Genomic DNA, 14,919 nt, shown 5'->3' on the forward strand with positions numbered 1-14,919 from the left:
GGTGGCGATCAGCGAGTTGCCGCCCAGGTCGAAGAAGTCGTCGTCCAAGCCGACCGCGCGTTCGGCCTGTGCCAGGCCGAGCACCTCGGCGAAGACATCGGCGACGATCTCCTCCACCGGCGTGGACGGCGCACGGAACTCCCGCGCCTCGAAGACCGGCTCGGGCAGCGCGCGGCGATCCAGCTTGCCGTTCGGGTTCAACGGCATGGCATCCAGCACCACGATCGCGGCGGGCACCATGTAGGACGGCAGCTGCGCGGACAGATGCGCGCGCAACGCCTCGACGTCCAGCGTCGCGCCGTTCGCCGGCACCACATAACCCACCAGCTGGTCGCCGGTGCGCGCGTCCGAACGCACCAGCGCGACCGACTGCGCGACCGATTCGTGCGCCGTCAACGCGGTCTCGATCTCGCCGAGCTCGATGCGCAGACCACGCAGTTTCACCTGGAAGTCGGTGCGGCCCAGGTACTCGATGGCGCCGGTGTCGTCCCGGCGCACCAAGTCGCCGGTGCGGTACATCCGAGCACCGGGCGCGCCGTACGGGTTGGCCACGAAGCGATCGGCGGTGAGGTCCGTGCGACCGAAGTAGCCGCGCGCCAGCTGATCGCCCGCGAGGTACAGCTCACCCGCGACGTTCGAAGGCACCGGGTGCAGACGCGAATCCAGCACGTACGCCTGCGCGTTCCACACCGGCAGGCCGATCGGCACCGCCCCGTCCACCTGCTCGGCTACAGGTGCGTGCGTGGCGTGCACGGTGAACTCGGTAGGTCCGTACAGGTTGTACAGCGCGGCGTCGCTGACGCGGCGGATCGCCACCACCGCGTCGGCTGTGAACGCCTCACCGGCGACGAACAGCGTGCGCAGCGAGGCGAGCGCGTCGGCGTCGGCCGGGTCGATGGAGCCCGCGAAGACGGTCAGCATCGACGGCACGAACGAGGTCATCGTGACCCGCTCGGCCGCGATCACCTCGGCCAGGTACTGCGGGTCGCGGTGCCCGTCCGGGCTCGCCACCACGATCCGGCCGCCGGTGCTCAGCGGGCCGAACAGCTCCCACACCGACACGTCGAAGGTGGCGGGGGTCTTGAACAGCACCACGTCGTCGGCGTCGATGCCGTATTCGCCGGTGATCCAGCGGATCTGGTTGACGACCGCGGCGTGCGGCACGGCGACGCCCTTGGGGCGGCCGGTGGAGCCGGAGGTGAAGATCACGTACGCCGGGTGCTGCGGGCGCAGCGGCGCGATGCGCTCGGCGTCGGTGACCGGGTCGTCCGCGTAACCGGACAGGTCCAGCTCGTCGATGCGCAGTGTCGCGCGGCCCGCGCCGTCGAACGCGTCGCTCGCGGTGGTCAGCACGCAGACCGGGTCGGCCGAGTCGAGCACGTAGTGCACGCGGTCGGCGGGCTGGTCGAGATCCAGCGGCACATAGCCGCCACCCGCCGCCTGCACCGCGTAAGCGGCCACGACCAGGTCCACCGAGCGGCGCAGGCCCAGGGCGACCAGCGTCTCCGGACCCACACCGGCTTCGATGAGTCGACGCGCCAATCGCCGCACACACGCGGCGAATTCGGCGTAGGAGAGCTGCGTCCCGGTGGCCGGATCGATCACCGCGACCGCGTCCGGCGTCGCCGCGGCCTGCGCGGCGAACTCCTCGACCAGCGTGCTCGCCGGGCCGAGGTCGCGGGCGGTGTCGTTCCAGCCGCGCAGCGCCTGTTCGGTCTCCGGCTCGTCCAGCAGCGTGAGATCGCCGATGGGCCGGTCCGGCTCGGCGGCGACGGCCTTCAGCAACCGGCCGAAGCGCCGCCCGAAATCGGCCATGGTGGCCGGGTCGAACAGGTCGGTGGCGTAGATCAGCTCGGCCGCGATGCCCGCGGGGTTCGCGCCCGCGGAATTCTCGGCGTCGCGTTCGGACAGCACCAGTTGCAGGTCGAACTTGGCGACGTCGATCGGCAATTCGACACCGCTCACCGTCAGCCCCGGCAGCTCCAGGCTGTTCTGGCCGGTGTTCTGGAACGACAGCATCACCTGGAACAACGGGTGCCGCGCCTGCGAGCGCGCCGGGTTCAGGATCTCCACCAGCCGCTCGAACGGCAGGTCCGCGTGCCCGAACGCGGCGATGTCGGTGGCGCGCACCGCACGCAGCAACTCGGTGAACGTCGCACCGGACTGGACCGGGGTCCGCAACACGAGGGTGTTGACGAACATGCCGATCAGGTCGTCGAGCGCGCGCTCGCCACGTCCGGCGACCGGGGTGCCGATCGCGATGTCGTCCTCGCCGGACAGTCGCGACAGCAGCACGGCCAGCGCGGTGTGCGCGACCATGAACAGCGTCGCGCCCCTGGTGCGGGCCAGTTCGGTGAGCTGAGCGTGGGTCTGCGCGTCGATCTCGAAGACGTGCGTGGCGCCGCGGCCGGAGGCGACCGCGGGACGCGGCCGATCCGACGGCAGATCAAGCTGCTCGGGCAGCCCGCGCAGCGAGTCCGACCAGAACGAGATCTGCTCGGCGATCACCGAAGCCGGATCGTCCTCGGCGCCGAGCACCTGACGCTGCCACAGCGCGAAGTCGGCGTACTGGACCTCCAGCGGACGCCAGGCGGGCTCGCCGCCGTCGACGCGGGCGCCGTAGGCGGTCATCACGTCGCGGGTCAGCGGGCCCATGGAGAAACCGTCGGCCGAGATGTGGTGCACCACCAGGGCGAGCACGTGCTCGGTGGGACTGATCTCGAACAGCCTGGCGCGGAAGGGCACCTCGGCGGTGACGTCGAAGGCCGTGCCGATCAGCCGCGAAAGCCGCTCGGGCAGTTCGGCTTCGGTGACGTCGACCGGCGTCAGGTCCGGGATGACCTTGGCCGTGGCCACGATCTGCTGCCGCGCCGCGCCGTCCACCTCGGGGTAGAAGGTGCGCAGCGACTCGTGGCGGGCCAGCACGTCGGCGACGGCGATCTGCAACGCCTGCCGGTCCAGCAGGCCCGACAGCCGCACCGCGGCCGGGATGTTGTCCACCGCCGAGTCGGGATCGAAGCGGTTGAGGAACCACATGCGCTGCTGGGCCAGCGACAGCGGCACCAGCTCCGGCCGCTGCTGCGGCGCCAGCGGCGCACGACCGCCCACACCCGCCTTGGTCTCCGCGCGCGCCGCCAAAGCGACCACGGTGGAGGCCTCGAACAGCTCACGCACGCCGAGGTCGGTGTCCAGCGCGGCCGACAGCCTCGCGGCGACCTGGGTGGCCGACAGCGAGTTGCCGCCGAGGGCGAAGAAGTCGTCGTCCAGACCCACCCGCTCGAGGCCGAGCACGTCGGCGAAGGTGGCGGCGACGATCTCCTCGACCGGCGTGGTCGGCGCGCGGAACACCGCGGCCTCGAACACCGGCGCAGGCAGCGCCTTGCGATCCAGCTTGCCCGAAGCGTTGAGCGGGAACTCCTCCAGCGCCATCACGATCGAGGGCACCATGTACGCGGGCAGCTGCCGACCGAGGTCCTCGCGCACCAGGTCGGTGTCCAGCGCGGCGTCCGGCGCGGGGATGACGTACGCGACGAGCTGATCGCCCGCGTGCGCGTCGGAGCGCACCACGACGACGGCTTGCGCGATTTCCTCCAGGCCGGTCAGCGCCTGCTCGATCTCCCCGAGTTCGATACGCAGACCACGCAGTTTCACCTGGAAGTCGGTGCGGCCCAGGTACTCCAGCTCGCCGTGTTCGGTCCACGCCACCAGGTCGCCGGTGCGGTACATCCGCGCGCCGGGCTCCCCGTACGGGTTGGCGACGAACCGGTCACTCGTCAGATCCGGACGCGCGACGTAACCCCGCGCCAGCTGAACACCCGCGAGGTACAGCTCACCCGCGACACCAACGGGGACCGGACGCAAGCGCGCGTCCAGCACGAACACCTGCGTGTTGAACACCGGAGCACCGATCGGCACCGTCTCGGTGTCGGCGTCGACGACCTCGTGGAAGGTGACGTCGACCGCCGCTTCGGTCGGGCCGTACAGGTTGTGCAAGGCCGCGCCGGTCAGCTCGCGCAGGCGGTGCGCGGGCTTGGGTGGCAACGCCTCACCCGAAGCGAACACCAGTCGCAGCGAATCGCACTGCGCGGCGGCGGCATCGGCGACGAATACCGCGAGCATCGAGGGCACGAAGTGGGTGACGGTCACCTTTTCGGCGCTGATGATCTCGGCGAGGTAGGCCGGGTCGCGATGCCCGTCCGGCTTCGCCACGACCAGGCGGGCACCGATCTGCAACGGCCAGAAGAATTCCCACACAGACACATCGAAGGTCGCAGGAGTCTTCTGCAACACCACATCAGCGCCGGTCAACTGGTAGGCCGTCTGCATCCACACCAGGCGGTTGACGATCGCCGAATGCGAAACCGCCACACCCTTCGGACGACCCGTCGAACCGGACGTGAAGATCACGTAGGCGGTGTTCGACGGAAGCAGCGGCGCACGACGATCCGCGTCGGTGACCGGGGCCTCGGACAGACCCTTCAGATCGAGCAGATCGATGCGCACCTGCGCGGTGTCGATGTCCAGATCGCTACCGGAGGTCAGCACACACACCGGATCGGCCGTGCCGAGGATGTATTCCGTGCGCTCGGCCGGGTGATCCGGATCCAGCGGAACATACGAACCACCGGCCACGGCGACGGCGTACATGCCGACCACCAAATCGATCGAGCGCCGCATACCCAGCGCCACAAACGATTCCGCGCCCACACCGCGCGCGATCAGCCAGCGCGCCAGCTGGTTCACCCGCCAAGAGAACTCGGCGTAGGACAGACTTGTCCCCTCGAACGTGACCGCCGTCGCGTCCGGAGTGCGTTCGACCTGGTCGTAGAACATCGACACCAACGTCGCGCCGGTGTCCACCGGATGCGCGGTGTCGTTCCACCCGGACACCACGAGCTCGCGCTCGGCGGCATCCAGCAGCTCGATGTCGCCGACCACCGCCTCGGGTTCGGCGGTGATCGCGGTGAGCACCCGGACCAAGCGGTCGGCGATGCGGCGCACCGTCTGCTCGTCGAACAGGTCGCGCAGGTAGCCCGCGCGCACCCGCAGCCGCGAATCCAGCTGCGCGATCAGGGTCAGCGGGTAGTGCGTGGCGTCGGCCGCGTCCAGGCCGACCACGGCCATGCCGTCGATGTCCGCCGCCTGCGCCTGCAAGCCCGCGGCGTCGACCGGGTAGGACTCGAACACCACCAGGGTGTCGAACAGCCCGCCGACGCCCGCGACGGCCTGGATGTCGGCCAGGCCCACGTAGTGGTGGTCGAGCAGGTCGGCCTGCTCGCCCTGAGTGCGGACCAGCAGGTCGCGCACGGACTCCGACGGATCGAAACGCACCCGCACCGGCACGGTGTTGATGAACAGGCCGACCATCGCCTCCACGCCGGACAGCTGCGCGGGACGACCGGAGACGGTGGTGCCGAACAGCACGTCGTCGCGGCTGGTCATGCGGCCGACGAGAATGCCCCACGCCGTCTGCAACACGGTGTTCGGGGTGACGCCCAGCGAGCCGGCCAGCGCGGTCAGCCGCGCGGTGGTCGCCTCGTCCAGGTCGAAGAAGTACTCGCCGGACAGCGAGGTGATCTCGCGACCGGCGTCCGGCCGCGCCAGCAGGGTCGGCTCGCCGACGCCGCGCAGCGCGTGCGCCCACGCGGCCAGCGACGCCGCCTGATCCTGCTGCCGGGTCCAGTCCAGGAAGTGCCGGTAGGACCGCACCGCGGGCAGCGCGGAGACGTCCGCGTGCACGGCGTAGAGCACCAGCAGATCCCGCATGAGCAGCGGCATGGACCAGCCGTCGAGCAGGATGTGGTGGTTGGACACCACGAACTGCCAGCGGTCGGCCGCGACCTGGATCAGCGTGAACCGGATCAGCGGCGGCGCGGCCAGGTCGAACCGGCTCATGCGATCGGCCTCGATCAGGTCGTCGGCCGCACCGGATTCGATCCGGTCGTGCTCGGCCCACGCCACCCGGACGCTGTCCAGCACGATCTGCACCGGGTTGCCGTCGTGGTCGCTGACGAACGCGGTGCGCAGGTTCTCGTAGCGGTCCACCAGAGCCTGTGCGGCCGCGCGCAACCGGGCGGCGTCCACCCGGCCGGTGAGCGTCAGCACCGCCTGCGCGGTGTACACGTCCACCGAGGTCGCCGCGAGGCGGGCGTGGAACAGCAGACCGGCCTGCAACGCCGACAGCGGCCACACGTCGGCCAGCGCCGGGAAGCGCCGCTCCCAGACGTCGATGTCGCGCTGTGTGATCCCCCGCCCCTGACCACCCCGCGCACTGCGCACCAGCGCGAAGTCCGACGGCGTGTGCCCGCCCGCGCCCGCCGAATTGGCGTGCCGCGCGACAGCTTCCAGCGCGGCGGTCCACAATTCGCCGAACTCGCGCACCTCGGCGGCCGACAGCAGGGTCGACGGGTAGCCGATGTTGGCGGTCAGCTTGTCGCCGACCACGATCGCGTTCACGTCCAGCGGCGCCATCGCGGGCATGTCCGCGTCGTAGGCCCCGCCCAGCGCGCCGAGTTCCGGCGCGGGGATCCAGCCGAAGCCGCGCAGCGACTCCGGCACGTCACCCTCGGAGACGCGGCCGAGGTAGTTGAAACTCACCTGGCCGGGCAGCTCACGCGGCAACTCGGCCGCGGTCTCGGTGTTCAGGTACCGCAGCAGGCCGTAGCCGATGCCCTTGTCGGGCACCGACAGCAACTGCTCCTTGACCGCCTTCACGGCCGCGCCCAGCGCGGGACCGCCGGTGAACGCGGCGTCGACGTCGATGCCGGACAGGTCGAAGGCGACCGGGTAGATCGCGGTGAACCAGCCGACGGTGCGCGACAGATCCGCACCCGGCACCACGTCTTCCTCGCGGCCGTGACCCTCCAAGCGGATCAGCAGCGAATCCTCGCCGCGAGCGGCCACCCGCCGCGCCCGCCACTTGGCGGTGGCCAGCGCCAGCGCGGTCAGCAGGCCGTCGTTCACACCGCCGTGGAACAGCGCCGGAACCGTGGTGAGCAGGGCCTTGGTGACCTCGGCGGACACCTCGACCTGGTGCTTGGCGATGACGCCCGAGGTGTCGAGAGCCGGATCCATCGCACGCTCGGTCAGCAGCGGATCGGCCGTACCGACCACCGAACGCCAGTAGTCCAGTTCGGCCACCCGCTCCGGGCTGACCGCTTCGCGCTCCAGCGCGTGCGCCCACGCCCGCATCGACGTGGCCGGGGCGACCAACTCGGGCGTCTGCCCGGCGGTGCGCTGCCCCCACGCGGCGACGAAGTCGGGCACCAGGATGCGCCAGGAGACGCCGTCCACCACCAAGTGGTGGGCGACGACGATCAGGCGTCCGGCGCGCTCGGCGGAATCCGGCTCGAGCCAGACGAACCGGATGACCACGCCCGCGGCCGGATCGAGCCGGTCCAGCGACTCGTCCAGTGCGGCCGAGGCGATCTCGACCAGGTCGGCGTCGGTGACGTTCGCGTCGAACTCGGTGCGATCGATCAGCGCGTCCACCGCGACCGTGCCCGGCGCGGCGGTCTCGACCACCCAGTCGTCGCCGTCGTGGCGCAGGCTCGCGCGCAGCATGTCGTGGCGATCGATGACCGCGCCGACCGTCGCGGCGATGCCCGCCCGGTCGATGCCGATCGGCAGTTCCAGCGCCAGCGTCTGGTTGAACCGGCCGAACGAGCCGCGCCGCTCGGCCATGAACCGCACCACTGGCGTCAACGGCATAGCGCCGATGCCGCCGCCGGGCGGCTCGGCCAGCGTCGTCGCCGACGCCTCGGCCGCCTCGGTGGTCTCCGCGACCGAGGCCAGCCCGGCCACGGTGCGCTGCTCGAACACGTGCCGCGGCGTGAACACCACGCCGCGCGCCTTGGCCCGCGACACCAACTGGATGGAGACGATGCTGTCGCCGCCGAGCGCGAAGAAGGAGTCGTCCACACCGACCCGCTCCACGCCGAGCACCTCGGCGAACACTTCCGCGATGGTCTGCTCGACCGGCGTGCGCGCCGCACGGAACACGACCTCGGTCGCGAACACGGGCTCCGGCAGCGCCTTACGGTCCAGCTTGCCCACCGGGGTGAGCGGCACATGGTCGATCACCATGATCGACGAGGGCACCATGTAGGCGGGCAGGCGCTCCTCGACGTGCGCGGTCAGCGCCGCGACGTCGATCGAATGACCTTGCGCGGCAACGACATACGACACCAGCGACACGGCGCCCGCGGCGCTCTTGTGGCCCACGGTGACGGCGAAGTCGACGGTCTCGTGCGAGGCGAGCGCGGCGTCGATCTCGCCGAGTTCGATGCGGAAACCGCGCACCTTCACCTGGAAGTCGGAGCGGCCTACGTATTCGACAACTAGGGATTCGACTCCTCCAGCGGGCGCGGAGCCCGCGGAGTGCCCGACCCGGGTCCAGCGCACCACGTCGCCGGTGCGGTACATCCGCGCGCCGGGCACGTACGGGTTGGCGACGAACCGTTCCGCGGACAGGCCGGGGCGGGCGTGGTAGCCACGCGCCAGCTGGACGCCCGACAGATACAGCTCACCCGCGACACCCACCGGAACGGGCCGCAGCTGGGCGTCCAGGATCAGCGACTGCATGCCGCGGGTCGGGCCACCGATGGTGACCCGGTCGCCGGGCGCGAGCGCGTCGCTGATGTTGGTCATGATCGTGGTCTCGGTCGGGCCGTAACCGTTGTGGAAGCGGCGGCCCGAACCGTCCGGCGCGCCACCCCACTTGGTGACCAGATCGGCCGGCACGGCCTCGCCGCCCGCCACGATCACCCGCATGCCTGCCAGCGCGGCCGAATCCAGCGACGCGAGCACCGACGGGGTGATGAAGGCGTGCGTGACCCGCTCGGCGCGGATCAGCTCGGACAGTTCCTCGCCGCCGTACACGCCGGGCGGGCAGACCACCAGGGCGCCGCCGCGGCCGATCGCGAGCAGGAACTCCAGGATCGAGGCGTCGAAGCTGGGCGAGGCGAAATGCAGTGCGCGGGTGTCGGAGTCGACGTCGTAGCGGGCGTTCTGCTCGTCGCGGAAGTTCGCGAGACCGGCGTGGGTGACCACGACGCCCTTGGGCACGCCGGTGGAACCGGAGGTGTAGATGACGTAGGCCGGGTGCTCCGGCCGCACCGGGCGCACCCGATCGGCGTCGGTCACCGGGGCGCTGTCGAACCCGTCGAGATCCAGCTCGTCGAGTACCAGCCACTCGACCGATTCCGGCAGTTCGGCGCGCACCGACGCCACGGTCAAACCGATCGGGGAACCGGAGTCGGTGACCATGTGCGCGATGCGATCGGCCGGATAGGCCGGGTCGATCGGCACGAACGCGCCACCGGACTTCGACACCGCCCACTCGGCGAAGTACGACTCGTCCGAGCGCGGCACGGCGACCGCCACCAGATCCTCGGTGCCGATACCGCGCTCGATCAGCAAGCGGGCCAAGCGGTTGGACCGCGCGTCCAGCTCGCCATAGGACACACTTCTCCCCTGGAACACCACGGCTGGCGCCTCGGGATCGATGGCGGCGGCCTCGGCGATCAGGTCCGGCAGCGTCCGCGCGGGCGTGGCGGGCGCGCCGGTGCGCGCGACCAGGTCGGCGCGCTCGGCGGCGTCGAGCACGTCGATCGCGCCGACGGCGACCGACGGATCGGCCGCCACCGCGGCGAGCACACGCTCCCAGCGATCCACGATGGCCGCGGCGGTCGACTCGTCGAACAGCTCGGTGGCGTAGGTGAGCGCCAAAGCCATAGCGCCGGAACCGGTTTCGCCGCGCTCGGCGAGGGTGAACTGCAGGTCGAAGCGCGCGACGTTCTCTTCCAGGTCCAGCGCGGACACCGAAAGCCCCGGCAGTTCCAGGGTGGTGCGCTCCAAGTTCTGGAACGCCAGCATCACCTGGAACAGCGGGTTGCGGGCCTGCGAGCGCTCGGGCGCGAGCAGTTCCACCAGCCGCTCGAACGGCACGTCGGCGTTGCCGTAGGCGTCCAGGTCGGTGCGGCGCACCCGGCCGAGCAGGTCGGCGAACGACTCGCCCGGCTCGATTCCCGTGCGCAGCACCAGCGTGTTGACGAACATGCCGACCAGGTCGTCGAGCGCGGCCTCGCCGCGGCCAGCGACCGGGGTGCCGACCGCGACATCGTCGCTGCCCGACAGCCGCGCCAGCAGCACCGCCAGCGCGCCGTGCATCACCATGAACAGCGACGCGCCGCGCTGCCGCGCGATCTCCTCGAGCGCGGCGACCAGTTCATCGGACAGCTCGCGGTGCAACGTCGCGCCGCGGTGGGAGGCGACGGCCGGACGCGGGCGGTCGGTGGGCAGGGCCAGCTCGTCGGGGATGTCGTCGAGCGCGTGCCGCCAGTAGGCGACCTGCTTCGCCAGCAGGGAGTCGGAATCGTCCTCGGACCCGAGGATCTCGCGCTGCCACACCGCGAAGTCGGCGTACTGCACCGCCAGCGGCGCCCAGCCGGGAGCGCTGCCGGTGCTGCGCGCGGTGTAGGCGGCCATCACGTCGCGGGTCAACGGACCCATCGAGAAACCGTCGGCCGCGATGTGGTGCACCACCACCACGAGCACGTGCTCGTCCGGCCCGGCCGCGTACAGCCGGGTGCGCAGCGGAACCTGTTCGGCCACATCGAATCCGGTGGTGACGAACTCGGTCACCGTCTCGATCAACCGCGCCGGGTCCACCGCCACGGGACGCAGATCCAGGGCGATGTCCTCGGCGGGCACGATCACCTGGACCGGGGTGCCGCCGTGCTCGGGGTAGCGGGTGCGCAGCGATTCGTGCCTGCGCACCACATCGGCCACCGCCAGCCGCAGCGCTTCGACGTCCAGCGCGCCGGTGAGCCTGATGGCGATCGGCAGGTTGTAGGCCGCCGAGGAGGTGTCGTACTTGTTCAGGAACCACATGCGCTGCTGCGCGAACGACAGCGGCACCAGTTCGCCCGCCGCGCGCTCACGGGCGACGAGCCGGGCGCGGGCCGCGCCGTCGGCGTGCGATTCCACCCGAGCGGCGAGCGCTTCCACCGTCGAGGCCTCGAACAGGGTGCGCACCGCGACCGTCGTCCCCAGCGCCGCGCCGATGCGGGCGACCACCCTGGTCGCGATCAGCGAGTTGCCGCCGAGGTCGAAGAAGTCGTCGTCCACGCCGACCCGCTCCAGGCCGAGCACGTCGGCGAACACCGCCGCCACGGTCTCCTGCACCGGCGTGACCGGCGCGCGGAACGCGCGCGAGGTCGCCGTCGGGGCGGGCAGCGCGCGACGGTCCAGCTTCCCGTTGACGGTCAGCGGGATCCATTCCAGCCGCACCACGGCCGAGGGCACCATGTAGGCGGGCAGTTGCGCGGCCGCGCCGTCGCGCACCGCGTCCAGCACGGGCTCGGCATCCGGCTCGGACACCACGTAGGCGACGATCCGCTGATCGCCGGGCTGGTCCTCACGCACGATGACCGCGGCTTGGGCGATGCCAGGCTGGGCGAGGATCGCGGACTCGATCTCGCCGAGTTCGATGCGGAAGCCGCGCACCTTCACCTGGTCGTCGGCGCGGCCCAGGTACTCGAGTTCACCGAAGCGGTTCCAGCGGGCGAGGTCGCCGGAGCGATACAGCCGCCCACCCGGCGTGCCGCCCATCGGGTCGGCGACGAAGCGGGTCGCCGACAGATCCGGGCGTCCGAGGTAGCCACGCGCCAATTGCGGGCCCGCCACGTACATCTCGCCCGCGACGCCGACCGGCACCGGGCGCAGCCTGCTGTCGAGGACGTACACCCGCAGACCCGCGATGGCGCGGCCGACCACGCTGCCGGAGGCGGCGGCGATGGTCGCGGCGTCCAGCGCGCGGTAGGACACGTGCACCGTGGTCTCGGTGATGCCGTACATGTTGACCAGCAGCGGCGCGGTGCCGGCCGTCGCGCCGGTGCCGTCGCCGTGGCGCGCCACCCAATCCGACAGCCTGCGCAGTTCCAGCGCCTCACCGCCGAACACCACATACCGCAGCGCCAGAGCGGCGGCGTCGGGCGCGGCGTTCCGGTCGGCCTCGGCCAGCTGGTAGAACGCCGAGGGGGTCTGGTTGAGCACCGTGACCCGCTCGGCGCGCAGCAGTTCCAGGAACTGCTCCGGCGAGCGCGAGGTGTAGTAGTCGACCACCACGAGGGTGCCGCCGAACAGCAGCGGACCCCACAGCTCCCACACCGAGAAGTCGAAGGCGTAGCTGTGGAACAGCGTCCACACGTCGTCGGGTCCGAAACCGAAGTCACGGTCGGTGTTCGCGAACAGCCGCACCACGTTCCGGTGCGCGACCGCGACGCCCTTCGGGCGGCCGGTCGAGCCGGAGGTGTAGATCACGTACGCGACGTTGTCCGGCGTGAGCGCGGAGTTGCGGTCGGCGTTGGTGATCGGGGCGTCGTCGGCGTCCTCGACGTTGCCGGTCTCCACCGCGAATCCGTCGAGCACGACCGACGGCAGCCCGGCGGGCACCTCGACCTGCACCGTGGAGTCGAGCACCACGCTGGTCGGCCGGGAGTCGGCGAGTACGTAGGCGATGCGCTCGGCCGGGTAGGTCGGGTCCACCGGCACGTAACCCGCGCCGGTCTTCACCACCGCCAGCAGCGCCACCACCAAATCCAGCGACCGCGGCAGGATCACCGCGACCAGCGTCTCCGGCCCCGCGCCGTCGCTGATCAGCCTGCGCGCCAGCACATTCGCGCGCCGGTCCAGCTCGGCGTAGGTCAGCGTCTCCACGCCGAAGCGGGCCGCGACGCGATGCGGATGCGCGGCCACAGCCGCGTCGAACAGCCCTACCAGGGTGATGTTCGGATCGGCGAACAGCCCTGCGACGCTTTCGGAACCCGACGACACCCAGCGCTGCGAGACGTCCAGCCGCTCGCCCTCGCCGAGCAGATCGATATCGCCGATCGCCGCCCGCGGATCCTCGGCGACCCCGCGCAGGATGCGCACGAAACGATCCGCGAACGCGGCCACGGTCTCGGGATCGAACAGTTCGGTGGCGTAGTTCCACGACAGCGTCAACCCGCCGTCGGCGGCCTCGCCCACGGTGAGCTGCACGTCGAATTTCGCGGTGCCCGGATCGAACTCGACCGCGGCGACCTCGACGCCACCGGGCAGCGCGACCGCACCGAGAGCGGCCGCCGAGGCCGCCTCGAAGGTCAGCGCGACCTGGAACAGCGGGTGGTGCGCCTGCGAGCGCGCCGGGCTGAGCACGTCCACCAGCCGCTCGAACGGCACGTCGGCGTTGGCGAAGGCGGCCAGATCGGTGCGGCGCACCTGCTCGAGCAGCTCGTCGAAGCCTGCGCCCGGCTCGACCTCGCTGCGCAGCACGAGCGTGTTGACGAACATGCCGACCACGTCGTCGAGCGCGCGTTCACCGCGGCCCGCGATCGGCGTGCCGATCGCGACGTCGGTGCTGCCCGACAACCGGCCCGCCCACACCGCCAGCGCGGCGTGCACCACCATGAACAGCGTCACGCCGCGGGCGCGCGCCAGCTCGGCCAGCGCCTCGTGCACCTGCGCGTCGACCGAGAAGTTGTGCGTGCCACCGGCATTGGAGGCGACCTCCGGCCGGGGCCGGTCGGCGGGCAGCTCGATCTGATCGGGCAGGTCACGCAGCTGCTCGGTCCAATAGGCGATCTGCCTGGCCGCGACGGAGTCGGCGTCGTCCTCGGCGCCGAGCACCTCGCGCTGCCACAGCGCGTAATCGGCGTACTGCACCTCGAGCGGAGCCCAGGACGGCACCTCGCCGCGAGCGCGCTCGGTGTAGGCGAGCACCACATCGCGCAGCAACGGCCGCAGCGAGAAACCGTCCGCGCTGATGTGATGCAGCACCAGCACCGCGACGTGCTCGGTCGCCGACAGCGACAACAGGCTCGCCCGGAACGGGATCTCGGCGGTCACGTCGAAGCCGACGCTCGCCAGCTCCACGATCCGCGCGGGCAGCGCGTCCGCGGCGACGGGCTCGGCGACCAGGTCGAAGGCGACCTCACCGACCGGCAGCACGTGCTGGTAACCGGTGCCCTCCACCTCGGGGTAGATCGTGCGCAGCGCCTCGTGGCGCGCGAGCACGTCGCCGATCGCCGCACCCAGCGCGTCGACGTCCAGCGCACCGCTCAGCCGCAGCGCCACCGGAATGTTGTTCACCGCGGTGCGGTTGTCGAACCGGTTGAGGAACCACATCCGCTGCTGCGCGAGCGACAGCGGCACCAGCTCGGGCCGCTCCCGCGCCACCAGCGGCGTCCGGCCGCCCGCTCCGGCGGCCGATTCCACCTTCGCAGCCAGTGCGACCACGGTCGACGCCTCGAACAGCGTGCGCACCGGCACCTGCGTGTTCAGCGCCTCACCCAGCCGCGCCGCCACCTGCGTGGCGACCAGCGAGTTACCGCCCAGCTCGAAGAAGTCATCGTCCAGGCCGACCCGCTCCACGCCGAGCACCTCGGCGAAGGTCTCGGCCACGATCTCCTGCACCGGCGTGGCGGGCGCACGGAACACCTTGGCCTCGAACACCGGCTCCGGCAGCGCCCTGCGATCGAGCTTGCCGGAGGCGTTGAGCGGGAACTCGTCCAGCACCACATAGGCCGCGGGCACCATGTACCCCGGCAGCCGCGCGCCGAGTTCGGCCTTGACCGACTCGACGTCCACCACCCGGTCCGGGTCCGTCACCAGGTACGCGACCAGCTGGTCACCGGTCCGCTCGTCGGTGCGCACCACGACCACCGCCTGCGCCACCGACTCCAGCGCCGTCAGCGCCGACTCGATCTCGCCCAGCTCGATGCGCAGACCGCGCACCTTCACCTGGAAGTCGGTGCGGCCCAAGTACTCCAGCTCGCCCTTGTCGGTCCAGGCCACCAGGTCGCCGGTGCGGTACATCCGCTCGGCAGTGCCGAACGGGTTGGCCACGAAGCGCTCGGTGGTCAGATCGGGGCGGCC

General features: G+C 71.3%; 1 protein-coding gene (only partly in view). It reads right to left on the bottom strand.

Annotation, left to right across the window (positions count from 1 at the left end; all coding sequences use genetic code 11):
* Positions 1 to 14,919, bottom strand: part of the annotated coding region (locus ACIA5H_RS14720) for a non-ribosomal peptide synthase/polyketide synthase (RefSeq protein ID WP_397076464.1) (this coding region is incomplete at its 5' end). Its footprint begins 16,614 nt before the window's first position; 14,919 of its 31,533 annotated nt are in view.

It is taken from the genome of Nocardia sp. NPDC051900, assembly GCF_044452545.1.
GTDB classification, from domain to species: domain Bacteria; phylum Actinomycetota; class Actinomycetes; order Mycobacteriales; family Mycobacteriaceae; genus Nocardia; species Nocardia sichangensis.